Origin of the sequence: Paenibacillus dokdonensis, from assembly GCF_004916975.1 — a bacterium.
Classification (GTDB): Bacteria; Bacillota; Bacilli; order Paenibacillales; family Paenibacillaceae; genus Paenibacillus_AQ; species Paenibacillus_AQ dokdonensis.
The window spans coordinates 1-25,584 of sequence record NZ_STGQ01000002.1 but is presented as its reverse complement, the minus strand read 5'-3'; the positions used below and the strand labels follow the sequence as shown (position 1 = coordinate 25,584).

Genomic DNA, 25,584 nt, shown 5'->3' with positions numbered 1-25,584 from the left:
ATAATAAATGTTAGATTCTTAAACATATTTATGTTGTTTTGGGTAAATACTATATGAAAAGATACAAAAATAGCATCCAAAAATAGGCAATTTTATGACAATTTCAATTTTTTCTATGGGAAGTCTTGCATCTATCCCCGTGGAAGGATAACATGTAGAGAGATATGTAAAATTGAGCGAAGACATAGAGGAGGTCCAATCATGTTGCTTGCAGAAGCTGCTGCATCGGCTGCATCTAAATTCAATACCTTTGATATTTTTATGATCTTGTTTACGCTGCTTATTCTCATCGGGACGATTCGCCTCGTCACTCAACCCGTTAAGAACAAGTTTGCAATCGGATTCAGCGTGGTTTGCCTTCTGGTATTCCTTGCTTCTGATTTCGCAATGGTTCAGAACTGGATGAGCTAGGAAGACGCAGTTAAACTGATGATACGACGAATGAAGACACCTTACGCCTTTCGGCGCCGCAAGGGGTCTTTTTTTATTGCCTATTTGAATTCAAACGGAAGATCCAGCATGGCCTGTTCCCGCAGTTCGTAAAGTTCGTCGAAAGATGCTTTTGTAAGCTCGAAAAGATAGGGCTTCAGAGCAATTGTGCAGTTACCCGGAAGTGTGTTACAGTGGGCTAAGATTCAGGGTGCGTAACCCAGTATTGTGTATAAATAGAAAAATAAGGCTAGGTGAACATATGAAGCCTATGGGGAAAAAGAGGGTCATTTTACTGTTTTGCAGTCTTATGCTGCTTAGCGGGGCTGCTGAAGCCGGTGCGCAAAGTGCGGTAAAAACACAAACGGCTGCCAAGTCAAAGGTGAACACGACAGCTGCAGCGAAAAGCCAAAAGAATACGGTCAGCACCAAAGTGCAGGTTCCCGTGGATCCGGTACCGCAGATCGTTAAGAATGTCTCACCGTCGGTTGTCGGCATTATCGGCCGTTCAACGGACCCCGCGGATAAAACAGCCGCAAACCGCAACAATCTGACGCATGGAACGGGTGTCATTATTAAGTCAAATGGCTGGATTGTAACGAATGCGCATGTCGTCAAAGGACTGCAAAGTACAGTTGTTGTAACAGCGGACGGCAAAACATATAAAATTACGGATACATATGTAGATGAAACGAGTGACCTTGCAGTGGTCAAAATCAATGCATCGAACCTGGTACCCGCTGTATTTGCCAAGTCGGCGCAAAGTGCACAGGTCGGGGAAAAGGTCGTAGCCATCGGTACGCCAATTTCCTTTTCATTTCGCAATTCTGCAACAGTGGGTGTGGTCAGCGGTTTGAACCGGGCGATCAATGCTTCTTACCGTTTGATTCAAAGTGATACAGCCATCAACCCAGGCAACAGCGGAGGCCCGCTGGTGAACATGAAGGGTGAAGTGTTGGGCATTAATAGTATGAAGTTCGCTGCCGTAGGGGTAGAAAACATGGGTTTCTCCATTCCTGCAGAGACGGTGCAATATATCATCAATCAGCTTTTTAAATACGGAGAAGTGATGCGGCCCAGCCTTGGATTCAATATGGAGGAAAGCTGGTCCGCTATTGTAGGTCTGCCAACGGATGATCCTTTAACCATAACCAAAGTCATCTCTGATGAAGCGAGAAAGGCCGGGATTCATGAAAATGACGTCCTGTACAGCATTGATGGCAAACGCGTAACCTCTGTCGTGGATATCAACGAGATGTTCAAATCTTACATGCCAGGGCAAACCGTCAAGCTGTTGATGCAGAGTGATGGGGACATCGTGGTTCGTAAGCTTGTGCTTTCACAAGATAGCGGTGCGAACGATGATCTGCCTTCAGACGATTCCGGAGATGAATTTTAATGGGGAAGAAGGGACATGCACGGATGAAGAGAACTGCGATTCTCAAAATGGGCTCTGCGCTTCTGGCGTGCAGCGTAATATTCTCCGCGGCTGTACCCGCTTGGGCGGATAGTGCGGCAGCGGACAAGCTGATATTCAAAGTGAAAACAGGCAGTACATCGGCTTTCATGAACGGTAAGGAAGAGAAGATCGTCAAGCCTTACAGCGATCACGGAGTCGTGATGGTACCGCTTGGTCTCTTCAAGCGAACCTTTGGCAGTGAAGTACGGCTCGAGAACAGCAATGTGGTCAAAGTGATGTATGGAGCACATACGATTTCCATGACGATTGGCAGTCCTATCGCTTGGGTGGATGGACGCAAAGTGAAGCTTGACGCGGCTCCGGCCATGGTTTCCGGCACATTGATGGTGCCACTAAGGCTGGTTGCTGAAGGGATTGGAGCCAGCATAGCTCCAGAAAGCACAGGCTCACTTATCGTGAGTCTCACCCCGACTGAAGACGCTGTGGATAATGAAGATGTAGGAATTGATGCGGATCTTGGCAAAACCAAAATCGGAAACAGCTTCTACCAATGGACGATGAATTACCCGAGCGGATTGATTCTTGGCAGCGGAGAGCAGGATGAGAGTATTGTCTCGTTCAGCGATTCGGAGGATACCTACTATTTTGAGGTGCATGCCAAGGATCAGGATGTGAAGCTGGGAGCAGACGAGCTTCTGGAACAGCTGGTAGAGGACGCCAAGGATGCCGGAGAAATTGTGGTAGACCGGGAGAGCTTCCCGCAAGCCAAGGTGCCCTATGCCCGCATAATCGCTAAAGATGGTGACGGAACGTTCTGGGAAAGCCGGATGTACTACAGCAATGACCGCGTGTATGAAGTGTATTTTGCTGATCTGAAGGCTGCGAACTATAAAGATCTCAAGAAATACGCCGGACTCCTGAATTCCTTCACTCCCGGTTACAACGCTGCTGATAAAACGGTTAAGGACTTGTCCACCGTCAAAAACGGCATGTGGCGCGAATATAACGATGACTACGGTGTTTCGCTTGACGTGCCAGCCGGCTGGAGTGTGGACAACACGAATATGTATTACGAAAGCAAGGATGGAAGCTATCTGAAGCTGAATGTGTCCTCCTCTCCAAAAGGCTCGAGTCTGGAGCAGTGGAGCGAGGATCTGAAGACATGGCTGAAGGAATCTTTCGTGCAGGATGCATATCAGATTGTGAATACATATCCTATGGAAATTTCCGGTGAAAAGGGACTTGTGAATGAGGTCAGATACAATTATGGTGACGGCTGGGTAACAGAATATGAGGTCATGGTACTGCATAACGGGTATCGCTACTATACCGAATATTCCGTACCTGAGGATCAAAAGGGTGATTTGAGCAAATTCAAGGATTTGATGAATTCCATTGATATTGACTTCGAGGTTGTCTCCGACACCTTCGGCAAGATGGAAGAGGACGCGTTCCTGATCAGCAAGTCCAAGACAACGACCAAGACATCCAAGGCATTTCAATATCAAATCAATATCCCGCAATACTGGACGGCGAATCAGGATAAATTCGAAAAATCACCTATTGAGTATCAGTTTGTAGGTGGACGATTCCGCATAACGGCTGAAAAATCCACTTCACTGGACACCGCGGTCAGCCAGCTGAAATCGTATTATGCCGAGGCAGCAAAATATCAAAAGGATCTCAAGCTGGAAAAGACGGAAAACATTACATTTGCAGGCGAGCCTGCCGTGTCGATTACACTGCATCAAGTGAAGGATGGCATACCATACAGCGCCCGCCAGATTTTGCTGCAAAAGAATGATATCGTCTATACGATCAGCACATCATTGAATGATGCGAATGCAACGGCTTCGCAAAAGGATGCACTCGAGCAAACCCTGAAATCTTTTACATGGACGCCGTCAAAGAGTGACTTAATTAAACAGCCGCAATCATAAAAATAAATCATCAAAAAGCAGCTCGCTAATCCGGGCTGCTTTTTGATATTCGATTATATAATTTATTTAATGGATTGGATCTGCCTTTTGAATCGCCGGCTGTCGCGAGGTCATACCCGATAACACAAACGTGGCAATTACGGCGATAATAACGCCAGCAGCACCAAACCAGGTGATCGAAGCCAGAGACACATGCCCGATGACAAGCCCCCCAACCGCCGCTCCGACAGCCATGGCAAGCTGCATGGTGGACTGGTTAAGGCTCAGCATAACGCCTGAGGATTCGGGAGCAAGAGAAATCAAGTTATACTGCTGGGTCGGGCCGGAGGACCAGGCGGCGAAAGACCAGAGAATCAGAATAGCAAATACGGCAACCACGGAATGGCCTGCAAACGACAGCAGAATCAGGGAAATGATATGGAGCAGCATGCCGGTGGCAAGTGTGAACATCACTCCCCGTTTGTCTGCGCTGTAACCTCCAACCTTTGAGCCAATCAAACTGGCAATACCGAAAACAAGCAGAGCGGCACTCAACAAAGAATCATTTAAATGCGTCACTTCAAGCAAAAAAGGCGAGATGTAAGTATACGCAAGGGAATATCCTCCCAGCCAGAAAAATGTAATTCCTAACGCAATTGCGACTTGCGGTCTTTTTAATAAAGCGAACTGCTTCATCAATGGAATGGGCTCGTCACCCTTAATGCGGGGAATGGACAAGGCAATGACAACCATAGCCAAAACTCCGACAAGAGCGATGGCCAGGAATACCGCTTTCCAGCCCAGTGCTGTGGATATCATTCTGCCGAGCGGGACGCCGATAATGAGCGAGGCGGTAAAGCCCATCGTTACAGAGGCGATAGCTCCGGCTTGTTTGCCGGGTGGAGCGATTTTGGCGGCAATGCTGAGCGCAGTAACGACAACCATGCCAGCTCCTAGAGCCATGATGATTCTGGCCGCGATAAAGAGCTCAAACCCAGGCAATACGAATGAGAGCAGATTCGCCGCAATAAAGAGCCCAAGCGAATAGAGCAGCAGCTTGCGCCGGTCCATTTTGGCGGTTGCTGCCATCAGGATGGGGGTCCCGATTGCATAGGCAAGAGAAAAGACCGTGATCAGCTGGCCGGCAGCGGCTACACTGGTACCCAGAGTCACAGCAATCCGGTCCAGAATTCCGGAAATAATATATTCGGATGTTCCTACCAAAAAACTAATCAGTGCAAGGACATATACTTTCCACGTGCTTCCCATGTTTCCACTCTCCCAGTATGTTTGTTAACAACTATATTTTTAAAAATATCGAAATATAAATTAAAAAAAATTAATCAAGCAGGTATGGAGCGTACTTAGCAGCGACTTCCTTGTCTAAACTATAGTATATGAAGGTTCCTTCTTTGCGGAAGGTCAACAGTCCGGATTCTGCCATTTGCTTCAGGTGGTGGGACAAAGTCGAGATTGCAACGGTTTGCAGCTTGTCACCTAAGACGGAGCAGCATCGATCGCTTTCTTCTTTCAAGAGCAGAGCGATTTTGAGACGGGTAGGTTCACCCAGCGCTTTATATATTTTCACGGCCTGCTGCTGATCATTATGTGCTTTCACTCGGTTCGAACCTCCTGAATATTTTATATTTCGATATTTGTAGAAATAATGTATCACAAGGATATGGATTCGTAAACCCTTATTTGCTTCATCATCTAGTCTGCACCGAATGAGATGTTAGACCTTTCCTTTAGTTCAATTTATATTAGGTAGAAGGATCGCTGGATGTCTGGTAAACTAGTTAAGTTACAGCGGGGATTATAGATTCCTGCGTTTCAACGATAGAGATTCAAGTACAGCCGGCCGCGGCCGGTTTGGGAGGATATAGATGAACACGAAAGATTTACGTAGGGAAGATGTGGAGCTGCTGGCGCCTGCTGGTGATTGGGACTGCATGCGGGCAGCGGTAGCGAACGGAGCGGATGCCATCTTTTTCGGTGTGGAAAAGTTTAATGCCCGCGCACGTGCCAACAATTTTCTGATGGCCGAGCTCCCGGAGATTATGTCATTTTTGCACAGCTATGGAGTAAAGGGCTTTTTGACGTTTAACATTTTGGTGTTTGAAAACGAACTGGAGGATGCCAAGGAACTGATTGATGCTTGCGTTGACGCAGGCGTCGATGCTGTCATCGTTCAGGATTTGGGATTGGTCAAGCTGATCCGTGAGATTTCGCCGGACTTTCCGATTCATGGATCGACACAAATGACGATTACTTCGCCGGAAGCGGTGGAGTTTACGAAGCCTTGGGGCATGGAACGCGTCGTTTTGGGACGCGAAAACAACCTGAAGCAAATTCAAAAAATCGGCGAGCAGGCCAAGCTGCCGATGGAAGTATTCGTCCATGGAGCGCTTTGTGTATCCTACTCGGGTCAGTGCCTGACCTCGGAGATGTGGGGCGGACGCTCGGCAAACCGCGGCGAATGCGCGCAGGCCTGCCGCCTGCCGTATGACCTGATGGTGGACGGCGAGCAAAAGCCGATGGGAGACGTCGCTTATTTACTTTCCCCTAAGGATTTGGCAGCCATCGATCTGATGCCGGAACTCATTGAAGCGGGCGTCACTTCATTTAAAATTGAAGGCCGTTTGAAGACCCCGGAATATGTAGCAAACGTAGTGAGCAAATACCGCAAGGCGATTGACCGTTATTTTGAAGGGGATCAGACGAAGCCAAGCGAGGAAGAAATGCGTGAGCTGCAGCAGAGCTTTTCACGCGGATTTACGCATGGATTCCTGGATGGCACGAATAATAAAAAGCTGGTGGACGGAACATTTCCGAAAAGCCGCGGTGTCTATGTCGGCCGTGTAGAACAAATTTTGCGTGATGGCGTGGTCTGCAAGATTGAAGCTCCGCTTAAGCGTGGCGACGGTATCGTATTTGATGCGGGAGATCCGACCAAGAAAGAAGAAGGCGGACGTATCTATGATCTTCGCCGTAAAGGCGTGAAGCTCGAAGGTGAAGCAGGCGAAGGCTGGATCGTTGATATCGTTCCTGGCCGCAGCGATGTGGATCTTCAGAAGCTTCATGTAGGAGACCGTATCTGGAAGACGAATGATCCGGCGCTGGACAAACGCCTGCGTCAAACCTTTGAAACGGAGAAGCCTTACCGGGTCTTCCCCGTGCATGTGAAGGCATTCGGCCATGCCGGCGGCCTGCTGACCACGGTTTGGACCGATGTGCAGAAGGGCACGACGGTCCAGGTGGACTCGGAGCTGGAGCTGGAAATCGCCAAGAAACGGCCGATGGACTATGCTCTCCTGGAGGAGCAGTTCGGCCGTTTGGGCGGCACCCTGTTCCAGCTGGAGCAGCTTGACGTCGACCTGCAGGGCGACGTCATTGTGCCTATGCGCGAGCTGAACAGCATCCGCCGCCGTGCGGTGGAGCTGCTTGAAGGCGAGCGTCCGAAGGCGCCCGTATATGTGAAACGGGCGGCAACGGTCTACAGCGATGCCGCGCATAGCGCATCGCCAGTGCCACGCGGTGAGGCGAAGCTCACCGCGCTGTGCCGCAGCCTCCCGCAGGTGGAGGCTGCGCTGGAAGCCGGCGTTGAATTCATATACGCCGACTTCGAGTTCATCAAGCAGTTCAAGGAAGCGGTGGAAACCGTTCGTGCCGCCGGCAAACGAATTGCGCTAGTAACCCCGCGCATTCATATGCCGATCGAGAACGGTATCCATAAGAATATCCTGCGCCTCCAGCCGGATGCCGTGCTGGTGCGCAACACCGGTGCGCTGTATTTCTACCTGCGCGAACGGATGGCGAATCCGGATGCGAAGCATCCGCAGCTGATCGGCGACTTCTCGCTGAACATCGCCAACCATAAAGCAGTGGATTTGTTCCTGGAAGCCGGTTGTGACACAGTCACACCGTCTTATGACCTGAACATCCAGCAGATGGTTGATCTGCTCGGACGCTCGGATACCTCGCGGATGGAAATCGTCATTCATCAGCATATGCCGATGTTCCATACCGAGCATTGCGTGTATTGCACCTTCCTCAGCGAAGGTACGGACTACACCAACTGCGGACGCCCATGCGAAGAGCACCGGGTATCCCTGCAGGACCGGATCGGCATGTCCCACCCGGTTCGGGTGGACGAAGGCTGCCGCAATACGGTCTACAATGCCATCGAGCAGTCCGGTGCCGAGTACCTGGCCAACTTCATGGAGCTTGGCGTATCCAATTACCGCGTTGAGTTTCTCGAAGAAACACCGGATCAGGTGCATGAGGTCATCGATCTCTACAAACGTGCGCTGCGCGGCGAAATCAGCGGCACACAGGTATGGAAGACGCTGAAAGCAACCAACCAGCTCGGAGTAACACGCGGGCAGCTGGTCAAATAGATTTTTAAAGATATATAAAAGAGCCTCTCCTCTGGTCACAAATTGTGATCCGGGGAGGGGCTTTCATATTTATGATAGGTCTTTGGCGGAGTAGAACAGCATGGAGAGCACGTTGGGAATTCACTACAAATGCGCTGCTCTGTGGTCCAAGATTGGCAGCCTCTTTTCTTATTAAGCCAAATTCATGCTAAATCCGATATAATAGGGTAAGAAGATTATAGATTACAAAGTACTTGCGCCGAGGAGCCTTCTATGAAAATTCGTAAAGCCATTATACCAGCAGCAGGTTTAGGCACACGTTTTCTTCCAGCGACGAAAGCAATGCCTAAAGAAATGCTGCCTATTGTCGATAAGCCTACCATCCAATATATTATTGAAGAAGCCGTTGCTTCTGGCATTGAAGACATTATTATCGTCACAGGTAAGGGCAAAAGGGCCATTGAGGATCATTTTGATTACTCCTTAGAGCTGGAACGTAATTTAATCGAAAAAGGGAAATGGGAGCTTCTCCATGAAGTTCGTAAATCCACTGAGATGGCGAATATTCATTATATACGTCAGAAGGAGCCGAAGGGGCTCGGTCATGCAATCTGGTGTGCACGCAAGTTTATCGGGGATGAACCGTTCGCCGTGCTTCTAGGCGATGACATCGTTGAAGCAGGCGTCCCCTGCCTAAAGCAAATGATCGAAGTATATGAACAATATAGTTCATCCATAGTAGGTGTGCAGCCTGTCCCCCTTGAGGAAGTCTCGCGCTATGGTATTGTGGATGCAGAAAAGATTAGTGAACGAGTATATCAAGCGGCTAAACTTATTGAGAAGCCAAAGCCTTCTGAAGCACCGTCTAATTTAGCTATTATGGGCCGTTATATCCTGAAACCTCATATTTTTGATCTTCTAGAGGAGCAGTCTGCTGGAGTGAACGGCGAGATTCAATTAACGGACGCTCTATCTCATTTAAGTGATAGTGCGTCGATTCTTGCGTATCATTTTGATGGATTGCGGCATGATGTTGGCGAGAAGCTGGGCTTTATCCAGACAACAATTCATTATGCTCTTCAGCATGAGGAGTTAAAGGACGAACTGCTGAAGTATATGAGAGAAGTTATGGAGATGGAACAGAAGGATCGTCGTAAAAACAACCTTAAACCCATTAGCATGCAAAATGAATAAAATGATGGGCTTTAAGTTTTTAATGGATCCCAAACAATTTTATTTGTTATAATATGTATGTCGATACATTTTGTATCGTTGGGAGGGGCTGATACGACGAATTACCTTTAAGTAACTTGTTCAGGAAGTGCATCCAATGTGTTATCCAAGCTTTGTACAACATGGTGTATATTTTGAGGTCAGTTTAACATAAACATCAGATTTTAGGGGGCATTTATGAAAGCAATCATTTTAGCCGGAGGTACGGGTTCACGCTTGTATCCCTTAACCAAAGTGACGAATAAACATCTTCTTCCTGTAGGTAAGTATCCTATGATTTTTCATTCTGTATCGAAATTGAAGCAGGCCGGCCTAACAGATATTCTGGTTGTCACAGGGAAGGAGCATATGGGAGATGTCGTGAGTCTGCTTGGAAGCGGCCAGGACATGGGGGTTTATTTTACATACAAGGTTCAGGATGAAGCAGGAGGTATTGCTCAGGCTTTGGGCTTGTCCGAACAGTTTGTGGGTGGAGATCAGATGGTGGTTATTTTAGGAGACAATGTCTTCGAGGATGATATTACGCCATTCGTTGAAAAATTCCGTTCACAAAAAAACGGTGCCAAAATTTTGATCCAGGAGGTCCAGGATCCTTGCCGTTTCGGGGTGCCTGAGCTTCAAGATGAACGTATTCTTTCTATTGAGGAAAAACCGGAGCAGCCCAAAAGCCAATACGCAGTCACGGGAATTTACATGTTTGACAGTCAAGTATTTGATATTATCCGGACATTAGAGCCATCCGCACGGGGCGAACTGGAAATCACGGACGTAAATAATTCATATATTAAACGTAATGAGTTAACTTTTGATGTTTTGCGCGGCTGGTGGACGGACGCGGGTACTCATGCCTCGTGGTCCCGGGCGAATGAATTAGCGCAGGAAATCATGTTTAGCGAGGAATTTGGCAAATTCAAATTGTAACGAAACGATGGAAGGAGGAGCCGGAAAATGTTGAAAGTCACGTCTTTACCTTTAAAAGGCGCTTGCCTGCTCGAACCGGCTGTCCATGGAGATAACCGGGGTTTCTTCATGGAAAGTTACAATGAGGCTGATCTGAAGCAGCAGGGAATAGCACTCCAATTCATACAGGACAATCAATCCTTATCTGCGGAACCCGGCGTAATTCGCGGTTTGCATTACCAGCTTAATCCGAAGGCGCAGACCAAGGTCGTGCGTGTGGTCAGAGGAGTCATCTATGATGTCATTGTTGATGTCCGCAGAAGCTCACCTACGTTTGGCCAATGGGTCGGAGTCATTTTAAGCGAATATAATCATCGTCAGCTTCTGGTTCCAAAAGGATTTGCTCACGGGCTGTGCACGCTTGTGCCAAACACCCAAGTGTTGTACAAAGTGGACGAATATTATTCCCCCGAGAATGATCGCGGCATATTATGGAACGACCCTGCGCTGGGAATCGATTGGCCCGCTTCCAATCCGATTCTTTCGGATAAAGATCAGCGTCACCCGCTTCTGAAGGATGCGGAACTGAATTTCGATTAGGAGGCCGATTCTGTCATGAGACTACTTGTTACCGGCGGTGCCGGTTTTATCGGCAGTAATTTTATTTTATATATGCTTCAGCGGCACCCGAAATATAAGATCATCAATGTGGACTCGCTTACGTATGCGGGTAATCTGGAGAATCTGAAGTCTGCTTCGGGCAATCCGAATTACTCCTTTTGCAAAACAGATATTACGGATGCGCAAGGCATCGACCTGTTATTTCAGCAAGGCATTGACGTGGTGGTGAATTTCGCTGCTGAATCCCATGTCGACCGGAGTATTTTGGAACCGGATATATTTGTGAAAACGAATGTGCTCGGTACACAGGTGCTGCTGGATGCAGCCAAAAAATATGGCGTGACCAAATACGTTCAAGTATCTACGGATGAGGTATACGGCTCTTTGGGTGATGCGGGACTTTTTACAGAGGAAACACCGCTCGCCCCCAACAGTCCGTACTCGGCGAGTAAAGCTGGGGGAGACTTAATGGTTCGTGCCTATTACGAAACCTTCGGTTTGCCGGTAAATATCACGCGCTGTTCGAATAACTATGGACCTTACCAGTTTCCTGAAAAATTAATACCGCTTATCATCTCCCGCGCCTTAAACGATGAACCCCTGCCTATCTATGGCGATGGATTGAATATCCGGGATTGGCTTTATGTCGAGGATCATTGCAGCGCGATCGACCTTGTTATCCATAACGGCCGCATCGGGGAAGTGTACAACATTGGGGGCAATAACGAGCGCACCAATATCCATATCGTAAAGACGATATTGCAGGAGCTCGGCAAGCCGGAATCTCTCATTACGTATGTGCAGGACCGTCCCGGACATGATCGCCGCTACGGAATTGACCCTGCCCAAATAACTCAGGAGCTGGGCTGGAAGCCAAAGCATCATTTTGAGACAGGAATTAAGGAAACCATCCAGTGGTATCTCCAACACAAGGATTGGTGGACCCGTATTCAGTCTGGAGAATATAAAGCCTATTATGCCAAGCAATACGGTGAACGGTTAGGGGATGCCTAATGAAGGTTTTAGTGACTGGGGCGAACGGACAATTAGGGAAGGACATGGTCCTTCTATTGCTTCAGAAAGGGCATGAGGTTCAAGCCTGCGGGCGTACCGAGCTTGATATCACCAGCCAGGAGCAATGCATGCGGTTGATGGCAGCCTTTCATCCGGATGTTGTCATTCATTGTGCCGCCTTTACAGCTGTGGACGCTGCCGAAGACGATATCGACAAGGCCTACCAAGTCAATGCGGACGGAACAAGGAATATTGCGGTTGCTGCTGAGAAGGCGGGAGCCAAGCTGGTATATATCAGTACGGATTATGTTTTCGATGGTCAATCCATGCTTCCCTATAGAGAGTATGACAACACAGATCCGCAGGGCGTGTACGGAAAATCCAAGAGAGCGGGCGAACTGCTGGCACAGTCCCTTTCTTCCCGTTACTTTATCGTCCGGACATCATGGGTATATGGTATTCACGGGAATAATTTTGTGAAGACGATGCTTCGCTTAGGTCAGGAAAAGCCGCTTGTCCAAGTGGTTCATGACCAAAAAGGATCCCCTACCTATACGATGGATTTGGCCGGATTTCTGCTGGAGCTGATCCAGACGGAGAAATACGGGATCTATCATGCATCGAACAGCGGGGAATGCACTTGGTTCGAGTTTGCTCAGGCTATTTTTGAGGAAGCTCAACAAGTTGGCCTTACGATTGCTGCTCAGCTCGAGCCATGCACAACAGCGCAATTTCCTCGGCCTGCCCCGCGTCCGGCTAATTCAGTCATGGATCATGTGTCGATCAGGACCAATGGTTTTCATGATCTGAGGCATTGGCGCGCAGGGCTCAAGGATTTCATTCACTTGCTTAATAAACCAGTCTCTGAATAACAATATTGAGAGGTCTCCTGATATATGGGAGATTTTTTTATTTTCATATGAAAGAGCTTCGCCATGCTTATCACCATATTTCTCCTCGTTTGACCACACGTGCGGCAGGGTAATTCTTTATTACAGGTGCATCTTAATACAATTTAAACCAAGACGCTGCAAAGGACGTGGACACTCATGCGAAGATGGATCGCCCTCATTCTGCTGGTGGGTGCTGCCGGGCTGCTATTCTGGGTTCCCCAAAGCAGTTCGGAGGAATCAAACGGCGATTTTACAGATTACAAGGTGATTTCCCATGCTATGGGAGGAATCAATGATCATGCATATACGAATTCTTACGAGGCATTTATCGCCAACTATGAAAAAGGAAACCGTGTGTTTGAGGTGGATTTGCTGCTGACCGAAGACGGCAAGCTCGTGGCCAGGCATGAATGGACACAGCATATGACCGAATTGCTGCAGCAGGAGGACAAGCTCCCGAAAGACCGTCAGGCGGTGCGGCTCAGTTATGAGGAGTTCAAGCAGAGCAAAATTCTTGGAGGTTATGATCCGCTGAGCTGGACAGACATTATGGATTTAATGGAGCGCTATCCTGATATATATATTGTGACAGACACGAAAGAGCAGGAAGCAGAAGATATGAAGCATGAACTTGCCATGCTGGTTAACTCGGCAAAAGCACGAAATCCGCAGCTTTTGGAGCGGGTGGTGCCGCAGATTTATAACCAGCCAATGCTGCAGATGGTGAAAGAAATTTATAATTTTCCATCTTTGATCTATACGCTGTACGCAACCAAGGATACGGATGATGAAGTTATCGATTTCGTCTCCAAAAATGCGATTGAAGCGGTAACAATACCCGAGCAGCGCGTGACACGCACATTTCTATCCAAGCTGAAAAAGGCTGGAGTTGTGACCTATGTAAACACGATCAACGAAACATACGATGTCAGCAAGCTGAAACGGATGGGCGTGAATGGCTTCTATTCGGACTTTTTAACGGAAAAAGAGGTCGAATCGACGAGTTGGCTGTATGCCTTTGGGAAATAAGATGGCATAGATAAGAAATAATATGAAAGATATGCTTCGTGAGTGAAGCATATCTTTTTGTGTGGAAGCTGGAAATTCCATAAAATTGTTCGTATTCCATACGAACAAGAAATTGACACTACTCCTGCGCTGACATAGACTAGATTTATGAAGAAAAGTCGTGGAGGAATGACGTTTGAAGCAGATGATTAAACCCTGGAGACATATCTTTAAGCTGGACCCGGACCGGGAAATAGATGATAACGCACTGGAAGCGGTATGCATGTCCGGGACCGATGCGATCATGGTAGGCGGCTCCAGCGGGGTGACGTACGACAATACGGTAGATTTGATGTCGCGGATCCGCCGTTATGAGCTTCCATGTGTGCTGGAGGTTTCCAATCTTGAAATGATTGTACCCGGTTTTGATTTGTATATGATTCCGATGGTAATGAATACCGCGGATACCATGTGGATTACGGGGCAGCATCAACGGGCCGTAGAGGAATACGGCTATATGATTCCATGGGATCTGCTTATTCCTGAAGGCTACATCATTCTCAATCCTGACTCTACTGTGGCCCGTGTGACTGGAGCCCAAACGGATCTTGATGCGGCGGGTGCTGCTGCTTATGGCCAAGTCGCGGACAAGCTGATGTCACTTCCGGTGGTTTACGCCGAGTACAGCGGCTGCTTCGGGGATATGGACACGGTCAAAAAAATTCATCAATCTCTTCATACCGCCAAGCTGTTCTATGGGGGCGGCATACATGATCTGGAAACCGCGGCCAAAGCGGCGGCTGTCTGCGACACCATCGTGGTCGGAAACGCGGTATATGATAATCTGCAACAGGCGCTGCTCACCGTCAAGGCTGTGAAGTAAGCGCGGAATAAGCGCAAATAACATTCAGGAAGGAGCATGCCCGCATGCAACCGATTGATATACAACAAGCTATTAAAAAATTGAACCCTCCGCAGCAGCAGGCCGTCGAAGCAACGGAAGGCCCGCTGCTGATTCTCGCCGGAGCGGGGAGCGGCAAGACCAGGGTGCTGACGCATCGTATTGCCTACTTGATCGCCACCCGCAAAGCTCCGCCATGGGGTGTTTTGGCGATAACCTTTACCAATAAAGCAGCACGTGAGATGCAGGAACGTGTAACCAAGCTCGTCGGCAATGAAGGCCGGGACATTTGGGTATCGACTTTCCACTCCATGTGCGTACGTATTCTCCGTAAGGACATTGACCGGATCGGCTTTAACTCCAACTTTACGATTTTGGACTCGACGGACCAATTGTCTCTCGTTCGGAACTGCATGAAGGATTTGAACCTGGATACCAAAAAGTTTGAACCTAAAGCCGTTCTTTCTCTCATTAGCACGGCGAAGAATGAACTGATCACTCCAGCACAATATGAACAAAAGGCCGGGGACTATATTGAGAGCATCGCTGCCAAGGTATACACCATGTACCAGCGCCGGATGAAAAGCAATAACTCCCTGGACTTTGATGACCTGATCATGTCCACGATTCAGCTGTTTAAGGAAGTACCAGAGGTTCTCGATTTTTATCAGAAAAAATTTCAATACATTCATGTCGATGAATACCAGGATACCAACCGTGCCCAGTATATGCTCTGCCGGATGCTCGCCGACGGACATCACCGGATTTGCGTGGTGGGTGACAGCGACCAGTCCATCTATCGCTGGCGCGGAGCCGACATCAGCAACATCCTTAATTTTGAGGAGGACTATCCTGAAGCCCGGACCATTTTACTCGAGCAGAACTACCGGTCGACCTCCACGATTCTGAACGCGGCGAACGAAGTGATCAAGCAGAACGGCGGACGCAAGCCGAAGAAGCTGTGGACTGACCAAGGCGATGGCGACAAGATTAAAGTTTACCGGGCTGATTCCGAGCATGATGAGGGGTATTTCGTAACCTCTGAAATTAGTAAAAACGTCAAACTGAATAAGTCTTATCAGGACCATGCCATCCTGTACCGTACGAACGCCCAGTCCCGGGTTATTGAGGAAATTCTGATCAAATCGGATATTCCGTACCAGATTGTTGGCGGCATCAAGTTCTATGATCGCAAAGAGATCAAGGATATCCTCGGCTACCTGCGCCTCATTTCCAACCCGGATGATGATCTCAGCTTGGCTCGTGTGATCAATGTGCCGAAAAGAGGCATTGGCGATACGACCGTAGCGAAATTAGGTGCAGCGGCCGCCGAGCGGGGAACATCTATTTTCCAAGCACTAGCGGTCGTTGATGATCTGGGTTTTGCCGGACGGACGCGAAATGCGCTGGTGGAATTTTATGATATGATCGCAGCACTGAATCAAATGGTAGAATATCTCTCCGTTACAGAGCTGACCGAAAAGATTCTGGAAATGAGCCAATACCGGATTGAGATGCAGCGGGAAAATACGATTGAATCGCGTTCACGCCTGGAAAACATCGATGAGTTCCTGTCGGTTACGATGGAATTCGAGAAAAATAACGATGATAAGTCACTCGTTTCCTTCCTGACGGACCTTGCCCTGATTGCCGACATTGATTCGGTGAACGATGAGGAAGAGGATAAGTCGGATGCCGTTATTCTCATGACCATGCACAGCGCCAAGGGTCTGGAGTTTCCGGTTGTCTTTATCGTAGGCATGGAAGAGGGGGTATTCCCTCACAGCCGCGCCTTTTCGGATAATGAGGAGCTGGAGGAGGAACGCCGACTGGCTTATGTAGGGATTACGCGGGCTGAACAGCAGCTGTTCCTTTCCTGTGCACAGATGCGTACCTTATTTGGCCGTACGACAGCGAACCCGCCTTCACGCTTCCTGGATGAAATTCCTGAAGAATTGAAGGAAGAGACTGGCGTAGCCCGTGACCGTTACCGCCGCGGCGGTAATATTGGCGGCTCCTATGGCAGCCGTGGATTAGGCAGCGGAAGCGGAAGTAATTTTGGACGCAATGCCGAGAACTCATCCCTGAGTGGATCGACAGCTACAGCATCCGGATCGCAATCCAAGGTAACCGTGACGACCTCGGTACCGCATCAAGCGGCTGCCGTAGGCAGCACGGCAGATCTGACTGCACTTAAAGCTGGCGACAAAGTGTCTCATGGTAAATGGGGTACAGGAACGGTTGTGTCTGTTAAAGGCAGCGGCAATGATACGGAGCTGCAGATTGCTTTTCCGGCACCTGTCGGAGTCAAACGGCTGCTCGCAGGGTTTGCACCGATCACCAAAGTGGAATGCTAGAGTCATAGAGTGCTTTTCTTGCCGCTTTTCTAATATATATTAAAAAATTAATTGCGACGGAGGGATGATCCCCGCATGGATCCGATGTTTACCATGGAGCAGCTCGTCGCCGAGCTGAATAAGTATAGCTATCATTATTACACGCTGGATAAGCCGCTGATCAGTGATAAAGAGTACGATGTTTTGTATGACCAGCTGGTAGCCTTGGAGAAGGAGGGCGGCATTATTCTGCCGGATTCTCCTACCCAGCGCGTAGGCGGCGAGCTGCTTAAAGGATTTGTGCAGCACCGGCACCTGGCGCCTCTATGGAGTCTGGACAAAGCGCAAAATATTGAACAGCTTGGAAGCTGGAACGCTCGTGCTACCAAGCTGGTGGCGGATTATAACAGTAAAAACCCGGATAAGCCGCTGCCTGAGCTGAGCTATGCGGTGGAGCTGAAATTTGACGGGCTGACACTGAACCTGACATATACCGGCGGCAGACTGGTACAGGCAGCAACCCGCGGCAATGGAGTCGTTGGGGAAGGTATTTTGGCACAAGTAAAAACGATCAAATCCGTACCGCTCAGCATCCCGTATACCGAGGGTACAATCGAGGTGCAGGGCGAAGGGATTATGAATTTGTCCGTCCTGGAAAGCTATAACCAAACCGCAGCCGAGCCGCTGAAAAATGCCCGCAATGCGGCAGCGGGGGCGCTGCGCAACCTGAATCCGAAGACGACCTCTGAGCGCCGTCTCAGTGCCTTCTTCTACAATGTGGGTTATGCAGAAGGCATCCGCTTTGACAGTCATAAGGAAATGATGGATTTCCTGCGAGACAATCATTTTAAAGTGAATCCGTTCATTACCTATTTCGAGAAATTTGATGATGTTATGGAACAACTCCAGGATATTCAGGAACGCCGCTCGAGCCTGGATTATCTCATTGACGGTGCCGTTATTAAAATCGTGGATATGCGTACCCGGGAAGCCCTGGGCTATACGGACAAATTCCCACGCTGGGCCGTTGCGTACAAGTTTGAGGCGGAGGAAACAACAACCGTGCTCGAATCCGTGTCCTGGGAAGTGGGACGTACAGGCAAAATCACACCGGTTGCGCGTGTCGAGGCTGTCGAGCTTGCTGGCGTGACGGTGCAGAACTGCACTCTGAATAATATCGGGGATATCGAACGGAAAAACCTGAAGCATGCCCTCGGTACCCGCGTCTTTATTCGCCGTTCTAACGATGTCATCCCGGAAATACTGGGCAAGGTAACCGAGGATAGCGACGGTGAAGAAATTGTTTATCCGGAGCAATGTCCTGCCTGCGGGTTTCCTCTGGAGCAGCGCGGCGCCCATTTGTTCTGTAACAACAGTCTGGACTGCAAGCCTCAGATTATTGGACGGATTACCCATTTCGCGTCAAGAGATGCCATGGACATAGAGACATTTAGCGTTATGACAGCCGAGCAGCTGTACAACGAGCTGAGCGTTCGTGAGCCTGCAGATCTCTATACTCTCGCGTTTGAGGATCTGATCAAGCTGGACCGTTTTGGTGAGAAAAAAGCTAATAATCTGCTTGCTTCCCTGGAAAAAAGTAAAAGCAGAGACCTTGCTTCATTCCTTTTTGCCTTGGGGATTCCGAATACAGGCAAATCGACGACCAAAATGTTGGCCGAGCATTTTCGTGATTTGCATGCTGTGATGAGTGCAACCGTCGAAGAGCTGATAGCTCTTCCGGATGTGGGTGGTATTGTCGCAGACAGCATCGTAGGCTTTTTCGCAGATCCGTTTATCATGACGGGAATCGAGAAAATGCTCTCTCTGGGCGTGGAAGCTAAAGCTCCGGAAGCGCCGAGAGTGGTGAATACCGATTCATTCTTTAGCGGTAAAACGGTCGTTCTGACGGGCACGCTGCATCAGCTCACCCGTGATGAGGCTGCCGATAAGCTGGAGGCACTTGGGGCGAAAGTCACCGGCAGTGTATCTGCGAAGACAGATCTGGTCATTGCGGGCGAGAAGGCGGGCAGCAAGCTGGCCAAGGCCCAGCAGCTGGGGATTCAGGTCATCGAGGATGAGGATGAATTTGTCCGTCTTTTGAATACAGAAGCATAGTTCCAAACCATAACAAGCAGAAGTCCTGGTTCATTGAACAATGAACCCAGGACTTTTTTTATGACAATAATAGGGTGATAGAATGGGGAGTTCTGCTAATATGAAGAAAATGATGTTTCATTTAATAGATTTGAAAGGAAACCTTCCCTGTGAAAAAAGAAACGATATTGCTCGTGGATGACGAGAAGGAAATTGTGGAGCTGCTCGATATTTATTTTAGAAATGAAGGATACCGGCTGCTAAAGGCTTATGACGGGGCAGAAGCTCTGAACTGGCTGGAAAATGAAGAAGTCGACCTCATTATTCTGGATGTCATGATGCCGAGGATGGATGGAATCGCCGCCTGTATGAAAATTCGCGAAGAACGTCATGTGCCGATCATCATGCTGTCTGCAAAAAACACGGACATGGACAAAATCAACGGACTCAGCATCGGTGCCGATGATTATGTCGGCAAACCCTTTAATCCGCTGGAGCTGGTGGCCAGGGCCAAATCGCAGCTGCGCCGCTATCATAGATTCAACAAAGATACTCCTGTTCAAGCAGAAGAGCATAAATTGGTATTCGAAGACCTGGTCATAGATACAGGCAAACATGAGGTTCACGTTGATCGGCAAAAAGTAAAACTGACTCCCCGGGAGTTTGCGATTCTTGAACTGCTGGCAAGGCATCAAGGACAGGTGCTCAGCATGGAGCAAATTTACAACAATGTTTGGAATGAGCCTTTTCTGGATGGAGGGAACACGGTCATGGTTCATGTACGTAAAATACGTGAAAAAATCGAAATGAATCCGAAACGCCCGCGTTATGTGCAAACGGTTTGGGGAGTTGGTTATAAACTGGACGGACCGTCCTGAAAGCTGGAGGGAGCTTAACCATGAACGCTAAATACATAAGCACGATCCGCTGGAAGTTTATCTGGGCATTTATATTGAGCATCTTATCGGGAGCAGGACTGCTGACTGCCGGATATCAGCTTGTAAAATCTTCAATTTATTCGAATCCGGAGCCGGAGCCCTCTCCCTACACGCTGATGCTCAAATGGATTATTAATCATATTGGCTCGGCACCGCTGCTGTTTACTGCTGGCGTTGTCAGTTTTCTTATTTTCTTTTTTATATTCACCCGAAAAATCATCTCCTATCTTGAAGAGATTACATCGGGGATTCAGCAAATCACCAAGCTGGGAGAGTCACACCGGATCGAGGTTAGGACATCGGATGAGCTGGGCGTGTTGGCGGAGAACATTAACGTGATGTCCGATCGGCTGGAGCATTCCCTTTTGGAAGAGAGATCAGCCGTTCAAGCGAAGAACGAGCTGATTACTGGGGTATCCCATGATTTGCGCACCCCTCTGACATCCATACTGGGCTTCCTGGAGTACATTGAGCAGGACCGCTGCCGGGACGAGATAGAAATGCGCTATTATGCCGATATTGCCTATCAAAAAACGCTTGTGCTGCGCAAACTCATAGACGATTTGTTCGAGTACACACGAGTGTACAATGGAGGACTTCCGCTTGTGCTGGAGCGGCTTGATCTAAAAGCTTTCATTCGGCAGCTGGTAGAGGAGGCAGTTCCGGAATTGAACCTGGCAGGTATGACTTATAAGATCCATGACAATACGGATCATTCCCTGTGGATTCAGGCTGCGCCTTATGAATTGGTAAGAGCCTATGAGAATCTGATAGCCAATGCAATCCGTTATGGTCAAGCAGGTAAAAGACTGGAGATCAGCTTTGACCGTGAAGGGGATGAAGCAGTGGTACGGATCAGCAATTTTGGCGAAATGATTGCAGAAAGCGACCTTCCGCATATTTTTGAACGCTTTTACCGGGCGGAGCGCTCCCGCTCGCACCATACAGGCGGCTCAGGGCTGGGACTCGCGATTGCTAAAGGAATCATCGACCGTCACCATGGCCTTATTTCGGCCAAAAGCGATAGGTATCGCACTGATTTTATTACCCGGATCCCGATATCCAAGGTATAGCTGAATCTTGTTTTCGAGTGATATTAAGAGAATGTTAAGAACTTTCGGGGTGTTTCTTAAGATTTGGCCGATATCCTTTTGTGCATAGGGTGATAACTGCCCGTTCGCAAGGAGGGATTAAGGTTTTGAAAGAGTTGCTAACCGTACGCAGCAGCTATCTATACATCGTTGTAGGAAGCGCGCTACTCAGCGGTATTTCACTATTTATTGTATATAGAGCCTTCGTTTTTCTGTACTCCCATAGTGCGCCGGATTCGTTGCTGGTCCGGTTATCGCATTGGCTGATGAATCATATCGGTAAAACGCCAATAGCCGTCCTCATTTTTTTAACGGTGTTCACCGGGATGTTTATGCTGCGCTCGCAAAAAACAGCTAATGATATCAAGTCGCTGCTGAACGCAGCGGAAGAACTGGCAGACAAAGGTTCCTTTGAGGAATTGGAGGTTATGTCAGGCGGGGAGTTAAGGAAACTTGCGGATCATCTCCATAGAATCAATCGAACAGATGTATTCCCATCGAATGACCTGCAGACTTTCAATATGAAAAAAGAAGAATCCAGCGCTCTACTGGGAAATGAAGAAGTCATGGCTCTGATCTTAAGAATGAAATCTTTATTGCGAATTTTAGAAGATGGCGAGGCAGGCGGGGATAATCCGGAGAGCGTAGGGCTGCTGAGGGTGGAGGCAGTCAAGCGGGAGGCGCTTGGAATGGAACGGTTCCTGGAGAGCCTGATCACTTCGTCATGAGCGGTCTGCAGGCTGTGGTTAAACGCAAGCTCCTGAGAAGCCTTTATTTTGCATTTGACCTGGCAGTGATGGGTGCTGTGCTGGTATTGGCCGGACTGTTTTATGTTCATGAATATGGAGAAACCGTAGTGAACCGCCATTCGGAAAAACTGATTCTGCAGGAATCAAGTATCGTTGCTGCCGCGGATGGAACGGTGCTTCGGAGGATCCCGCTGCCCGAATCGGGTTACAGAATGAAGGCAGAGCTTGAAGAGATGCCGGCATTACTGGTCAATACCTTCTTGGCAGTGGAAGACCGCCGCTTTTATAGTCATCAGGGACTGGATTATAAGGGAATCGCTCGTGCTTCTTTTAATAACATTCTTCAGATGCAGGTGTCGGAAGGAGGGAGCAGTATCACCCAGCAGCTGGCCCGAAATCTTTTCCTGAACCGGGATAAAAATATGCTTCGTAAGCTGAATGAGGCATCTATTGCTTTGGCTTTGGAGAAGCGGCTGTCCAAACATGATATTTTGCAATTATATCTTAACCAGATTTATATGGGGGAAGGACAATACGGAGTAAAAGCGGCAGCTGAGCACTATTTTGGGGTCACTCAACTAAAAGAGCTTGATATCATGCAAATTGCCGCATTGGCTGCCATCCCCAAAGGACCTTCCATTTATAATCCGGCAGACAATAGCGGGCTTTCTGTGAAGAGACGGGAGCTTGTGCTTAGTTTGATGTGGAAGCAGGGTTTGATTACTCATGAAGAAATGAAGTCAGCTGTTAAAGAGAAGTATCAACCTCCTTCCATTGTTAGAGAAAGGCTGGTAGGCGCTTCTTATATAGATGCCGCATTGACAGAGGCTTCCCAGCGGACCGGCAAATCAAAGAAAGACCTGCAAACAGGTGGTTATACGATAGTGACGGGAATGAATACGGCAGCACAGAGAGCACTGGAGGAGGCGTTTTTGAATCCCGATTTATTTCCGCCGGACGGGAAAGATCAGCAGGTGGAGGCAGCCATGGCAATGTTGGATCACCGGACCGGCGATGTTGTGGCGTTGACCGGAGGCCGAAATCCAAGTACGGGGAACCTAAACAGGGCGGTGGTTGATGCTCGGCAGCCGGGATCCGCCTTCAAGCCTATTATTGATTACGGGCCGGCATTAGAAAGCGGTCTCTATACACCAGATAGTGTCCTTCCGGATCGTAAGACTGCTTATGGCAGTTATAAGCCTGAAAACTTGAATGGTGTGTACCGGGGCCAAACATCCATGAAAATAGCTCTCCAACAGTCGATCAATGCACCGGCCGTGTGGCTGCTGAAGCAGGTGGGAATCTCTAAGGCCCGCGGGTTTGCCGCGAAGCTCGGTATAGATCTACCCAAAGAAGATAATAACCTGTCCATTGCGCTAGGGGGATTGCATACGGGGGTATCTCCATTAAAAATGGCGCAAGCATACAGTGTATTTGCCAGCGGCGGTGTCTTTCGTGAGGCGCATACAGTGCGTCAAGTCATAGACCCCAAGGGGTATGTTCTGTATACGTATAATGCCGGACAGCGGGAAGCTATATCAGCCCTGACCGCAGAGAGAATGACCGGGATGCTGCGAAGTGTAGTCGATGAGGGCACCGGCAAAAAGGCAAGGTTGAACCGGCCGGTCGCGGGCAAAACGGGTACCACCCAACTGGATTTGCCCGGGATTAGCAGTAAGGCTAACCGGGATCTCTGGTTTGTCGGTTATACACCAGAGTGGACAGCCGCGGTGTGGATGGGCTTTGACCGCACAGACAAGGATAACTTCATGACCGCTGGCAGCGGGATGGCCGCCGCCTTGTTTTCCACAGTCATGAGTAAAGCGATGGAAGGCCAGATGAAGTGAAGAACACGAATGGAGATGAGATAGGGGGTTAGCGGTTAGCTCTGCTTTGTGCCTGAAAGCCACGCATCTTTATCGTATCCGCGTTCTTCCCAATAGCCGACATGATCCTCGGCAATGAGTTCAATACGGTTCAGCCATTTCACAGACTTGTAGGTATACATCTGCGGGACGACGAGTCGTACAGGTCCGCCAAGATCACTCGGAATTGGCTTTCCATCCAGCATGACAGCGATCATAATATCCTTCATTTGAGCCTGTTCCATCGTTAAGGAATCGGTGTATACGCCATCTCCTGAGTAGAACTTGACCGTTTGGGCTGAGGATTGAAAGCCCGCCTGCTCGAGGAGATGCTTAAGCGGTATACCTTCCCAGGTGTTATTGTAGACAGACCATCCGGTAACGCAGTGAAAGTCACTGACCTGCACAGTACGAGGGAGCTTCACAAATTCTTCCCAGTTCCACTGCATCGCCTGATTCACCAAGCCGTCCACAGTAAAGGACCAGTTTGAATTATCGAACGAAGGAATTGGAGTTACCGTGTAAATGCGAAAATTACCTTTGGAACCCCCACCTATCGGGGGAAGAGAATCTACAGCAGGCTGGGGGGCAGGAATAAGATGGTTGTTATCTTTTTGAACCAGATTCTCGACATTGGCGCCGGAGCTTAGACTCGAAGCCATCCATTTAATAAAAGACGGACCCAGTGTAACAGCAAAACCGAGACCAATTGCAGAACGGATAAATGCTCTGCGGGTATATAACGGCTCTGTCGCTTGAGGAGATACTTCCGTTTTTGGTTGGATGCTGGTGCGGACAGAACGGCGGTGAGGTTCCTTTAACCAGCGGGTACGGGTGATCGAATGATAGATCATATAAGGAAGACCGATCCAGGTAAATACATCATGAATGATTAATGCAGGATTGGACCATGCCGGACCGAAGGCGCGGAACTGCCAGAGAACGACACCGGAAAGAAACCAGCCGGCCAACATAAATAGAACAATGAATACATTCCATTTTTGTGCGGGACGTTCTTTCAGCAGACCCCAGTGTTTGCCGGCAAGCAGTAGGTAATACAGAACAGGAAGCAGCAGTGCAAGACCAACACCGATATGAAGCCATTTCAGCCATACTCGGCCTGCTCCTAAAATCTCTCTCCAGGCTCCCCAGGGGAGAATCAATCCGCTGAAAGCAAGAAAGGCGATCATCCAGGCGTTCCAGCGGTGCACGGCAGCAAGCTTTTTGCCAATACCCTTTCGAATCTTATTCAGCCAACTGTTCATGTTTAGCCTCCTGTAATTTGTGATTTAAAAAGGTACCGTTTTAGATGGGGCGTGTGTAAGTTGAATATACCTCAGGAGCTGCTTGAAAAATTATGTTTATGTTGTAACTCTATGAAGAAAATTTTAACATATTTAAAATTTAAAAAAACAGTTGCATTATGTAGGACATCCATGATATATTATTTCTTGCCGCTAAACACGGCAGGCTTTCAAAACAAACAATGCTAAGTAAATAAGTGTTGACTTGCTTGAGAGAAAATGATATAATGAAATCCTGCTTCGTAAGAAATTTGTCGAATGAAGCAGAAAACAAGTTCTTTGAAAACTGAACAAATAGATGATGTTTTAAATGAGATTATAAGTAATGAAGTTTTTGATTAACATCGTTTAATTCAAAAATTCATTACATCTCGTCAGTTTCAAAATGAGCTACAGACTTTCTTGGAGAGTTTGATCCTGGCTCAGGACGAACGCTGGCGGCGTGCCTAATACATGCAAGTCGAGCGGACTCTTACACTTCCTTCGGGAA

The 25,584-nt window shown here is 48.4% G+C and carries 20 protein-coding genes and 1 rRNA gene; 18 read left to right on the top strand and 3 right to left on the bottom strand.

Annotated features, from left to right (window positions below; all coding sequences use genetic code 11):
- The first annotated feature begins 201 nt into the window (after positions 1 to 201).
- The 3 genes from E6W40_RS18320 to E6W40_RS18310 all read left to right on the top strand — a co-directional run bounded on the left by E6W40_RS18320 (position 202) and on the right by E6W40_RS18310 (position 3,789).
- The gene (locus tag E6W40_RS18320; RefSeq protein WP_136607087.1) at positions 202 to 411 is read left to right on the top strand and encodes a hypothetical protein; all 210 of its coding nucleotides are present in this window, start codon (positions 202 to 204) and stop codon (positions 409 to 411) included.
- A 280-nt stretch (positions 412 to 691) separates the two neighbouring features.
- Positions 692 to 1,828 (top strand): S1C family serine protease, encoded by a 1,137-nt coding sequence (locus tag E6W40_RS18315; RefSeq protein WP_136607086.1) that lies wholly within the window; start codon positions 692 to 694, stop codon positions 1,826 to 1,828.
- Positions 1,828 to 3,789, top strand: coding sequence for a copper amine oxidase N-terminal domain-containing protein (locus E6W40_RS18310; protein WP_246073097.1), 1,962 nt, complete (start codon positions 1,828 to 1,830; stop codon positions 3,787 to 3,789). Before E6W40_RS18315 ends, E6W40_RS18310 begins: the two co-directional genes overlap by 1 nt.
- Positions 3,790 to 3,855: 66 nt before the next feature.
- Here the strand turns inward: E6W40_RS18310 and E6W40_RS18305 are convergent, their stop codons facing one another.
- Both E6W40_RS18305 and E6W40_RS18300 read right to left on the bottom strand, forming a co-directional pair.
- The gene (locus E6W40_RS18305) at positions 3,856 to 5,037 is read right to left on the bottom strand and encodes an MFS transporter (RefSeq protein ID WP_136607085.1); all 1,182 of its coding nucleotides are present in this window, start codon (positions 5,035 to 5,037) and stop codon (positions 3,856 to 3,858) included.
- A 70-nt stretch (positions 5,038 to 5,107) separates the two neighbouring features.
- A complete protein-coding gene (locus E6W40_RS18300; protein ID WP_136607084.1) occupies positions 5,108 to 5,386 on the bottom strand; it encodes an ArsR/SmtB family transcription factor in 279 nt (92 codons plus the stop codon).
- 268 nt (positions 5,387 to 5,654) lie between these two features.
- On the opposite strand from E6W40_RS18300, the gene E6W40_RS18295 reads away from it, so the two are divergent.
- The 14 genes from E6W40_RS18295 (at position 5,655) to E6W40_RS18230 (ending at position 23,772) form a co-directional block, all read left to right on the top strand.
- Positions 5,655 to 8,168 carry a U32 family peptidase gene (locus E6W40_RS18295; RefSeq protein WP_136607083.1) on the top strand — a complete coding sequence of 838 codons (2,514 nt, stop codon included), beginning with the start codon at positions 5,655 to 5,657 and terminating at the stop codon, positions 8,166 to 8,168.
- A 252-nt stretch (positions 8,169 to 8,420) separates the two neighbouring features.
- Entirely contained in the window at positions 8,421 to 9,341 is a 921-nt protein-coding gene (galU, locus tag E6W40_RS18290) for a UTP--glucose-1-phosphate uridylyltransferase GalU (protein WP_136607082.1), read from the top strand.
- A gap of 216 nt (positions 9,342 to 9,557) precedes the next feature.
- Positions 9,558 to 10,301, top strand: coding sequence for a sugar phosphate nucleotidyltransferase (locus E6W40_RS18285; RefSeq protein WP_136607081.1), 744 nt, complete (start codon positions 9,558 to 9,560; stop codon positions 10,299 to 10,301).
- A gap of 30 nt (positions 10,302 to 10,331) precedes the next feature.
- Complete coding sequence (rfbC, locus tag E6W40_RS18280) at positions 10,332 to 10,880, top strand: dTDP-4-dehydrorhamnose 3,5-epimerase (protein ID WP_211147068.1); 549 nt, start codon at positions 10,332 to 10,334, stop codon at positions 10,878 to 10,880.
- A 15-nt stretch (positions 10,881 to 10,895) separates the two neighbouring features.
- Positions 10,896 to 11,915, top strand: coding sequence for a dTDP-glucose 4,6-dehydratase (rfbB, locus tag E6W40_RS18275; RefSeq protein ID WP_136607079.1), 1,020 nt, complete (start codon positions 10,896 to 10,898; stop codon positions 11,913 to 11,915).
- Complete coding sequence (gene rfbD / locus E6W40_RS18270) at positions 11,915 to 12,787, top strand: dTDP-4-dehydrorhamnose reductase (protein ID WP_136607078.1); 873 nt, start codon at positions 11,915 to 11,917, stop codon at positions 12,785 to 12,787. Before rfbB ends, rfbD begins: the two co-directional genes overlap by 1 nt.
- Before the next feature lie 177 nt (positions 12,788 to 12,964).
- Positions 12,965 to 13,837 (top strand): phosphatidylinositol-specific phospholipase C/glycerophosphodiester phosphodiesterase family protein, encoded by an 873-nt coding sequence (locus E6W40_RS18265; protein ID WP_136607077.1) that lies wholly within the window; start codon positions 12,965 to 12,967, stop codon positions 13,835 to 13,837.
- A gap of 184 nt (positions 13,838 to 14,021) precedes the next feature.
- Complete coding sequence (gene pcrB, locus E6W40_RS18260; protein ID WP_425464954.1) at positions 14,022 to 14,699, top strand: heptaprenylglyceryl phosphate synthase; 678 nt, start codon at positions 14,022 to 14,024, stop codon at positions 14,697 to 14,699.
- A gap of 44 nt (positions 14,700 to 14,743) precedes the next feature.
- The gene (gene pcrA, locus E6W40_RS18255) at positions 14,744 to 17,074 is read left to right on the top strand and encodes a DNA helicase PcrA (protein ID WP_136607075.1); all 2,331 of its coding nucleotides are present in this window, start codon (positions 14,744 to 14,746) and stop codon (positions 17,072 to 17,074) included.
- Between the two features lie 75 nt (positions 17,075 to 17,149).
- Complete coding sequence (gene ligA / locus E6W40_RS18250) at positions 17,150 to 19,168, top strand: NAD-dependent DNA ligase LigA (RefSeq protein ID WP_136607074.1); 2,019 nt, start codon at positions 17,150 to 17,152, stop codon at positions 19,166 to 19,168.
- Positions 19,169 to 19,317: 149 nt separating this feature from the next.
- Positions 19,318 to 20,025 carry a response regulator transcription factor gene (locus E6W40_RS18245; protein WP_136607073.1) on the top strand — a complete coding sequence of 236 codons (708 nt, stop codon included), beginning with the start codon at positions 19,318 to 19,320 and terminating at the stop codon, positions 20,023 to 20,025.
- 20 nt (positions 20,026 to 20,045) lie between these two features.
- On the top strand, positions 20,046 to 21,158 hold the full coding sequence (locus E6W40_RS18240; RefSeq protein ID WP_136607072.1) for a sensor histidine kinase: 1,113 nt from the start codon (positions 20,046 to 20,048) through the stop codon (positions 21,156 to 21,158).
- Positions 21,159 to 21,283: 125 nt separating this feature from the next.
- Complete coding sequence (locus E6W40_RS18235) at positions 21,284 to 21,904, top strand: hypothetical protein (RefSeq protein ID WP_136607071.1); 621 nt, start codon at positions 21,284 to 21,286, stop codon at positions 21,902 to 21,904.
- A complete protein-coding gene (locus tag E6W40_RS18230; RefSeq protein WP_136607070.1) occupies positions 21,901 to 23,772 on the top strand; it encodes a transglycosylase domain-containing protein in 1,872 nt (623 codons plus the stop codon). The genes E6W40_RS18235 and E6W40_RS18230 overlap by 4 nt, the downstream gene beginning before the upstream one ends.
- A 35-nt stretch (positions 23,773 to 23,807) precedes the next feature.
- Here the strand turns inward: E6W40_RS18230 and E6W40_RS18225 are convergent, their stop codons facing one another.
- Entirely contained in the window at positions 23,808 to 25,055 is a 1,248-nt protein-coding gene (locus E6W40_RS18225) for a molybdopterin-dependent oxidoreductase (RefSeq protein WP_136607069.1), read from the bottom strand.
- A gap of 438 nt (positions 25,056 to 25,493) precedes the next feature.
- Here E6W40_RS18225 and E6W40_RS18220 point away from each other — a divergent pair.
- Positions 25,494 to 25,584: ribosomal RNA gene (locus E6W40_RS18220) — 16S ribosomal RNA — on the top strand; the annotation flags it as partial.

Coding starts and splice junctions, on each gene's coding strand:
- E6W40_RS18295 (WP_136607083.1), top strand. CDS start 5,655: ATGAACACGAAAGATTTACGTAGGGAAGATGTGGAGCTGCTGGCGCCT.
- ligA (WP_136607074.1), top strand. CDS start 17,150: ATGGATCCGATGTTTACCATGGAGCAGCTCGTCGCCGAGCTGAATAAG.
- E6W40_RS18320 (WP_136607087.1), top strand. CDS start 202: ATGTTGCTTGCAGAAGCTGCTGCATCGGCTGCATCTAAATTCAATACC.
- E6W40_RS18310 (WP_246073097.1), top strand. CDS start 1,828: ATGGGGAAGAAGGGACATGCACGGATGAAGAGAACTGCGATTCTCAAA.
- E6W40_RS18285 (WP_136607081.1), top strand. CDS start 9,558: ATGAAAGCAATCATTTTAGCCGGAGGTACGGGTTCACGCTTGTATCCC.
- galU (WP_136607082.1), top strand. CDS start 8,421: ATGAAAATTCGTAAAGCCATTATACCAGCAGCAGGTTTAGGCACACGT.
- E6W40_RS18225 (WP_136607069.1), bottom strand. CDS start 25,055: ATGAACAGTTGGCTGAATAAGATTCGAAAGGGTATTGGCAAAAAGCTT.
- pcrB (WP_425464954.1), top strand. CDS start 14,022: ATGATTAAACCCTGGAGACATATCTTTAAGCTGGACCCGGACCGGGAA.
- E6W40_RS18230 (WP_136607070.1), top strand. CDS start 21,901: ATGAGCGGTCTGCAGGCTGTGGTTAAACGCAAGCTCCTGAGAAGCCTT.
- E6W40_RS18265 (WP_136607077.1), top strand. CDS start 12,965: ATGCGAAGATGGATCGCCCTCATTCTGCTGGTGGGTGCTGCCGGGCTG.
- pcrA (WP_136607075.1), top strand. CDS start 14,744: ATGCAACCGATTGATATACAACAAGCTATTAAAAAATTGAACCCTCCG.
- E6W40_RS18315 (WP_136607086.1), top strand. CDS start 692: ATGAAGCCTATGGGGAAAAAGAGGGTCATTTTACTGTTTTGCAGTCTT.
- E6W40_RS18305 (WP_136607085.1), bottom strand. CDS start 5,037: ATGGGAAGCACGTGGAAAGTATATGTCCTTGCACTGATTAGTTTTTTG.
- rfbB (WP_136607079.1), top strand. CDS start 10,896: ATGAGACTACTTGTTACCGGCGGTGCCGGTTTTATCGGCAGTAATTTT.
- E6W40_RS18240 (WP_136607072.1), top strand. CDS start 20,046: ATGAACGCTAAATACATAAGCACGATCCGCTGGAAGTTTATCTGGGCA.
- rfbD (WP_136607078.1), top strand. CDS start 11,915: ATGAAGGTTTTAGTGACTGGGGCGAACGGACAATTAGGGAAGGACATG.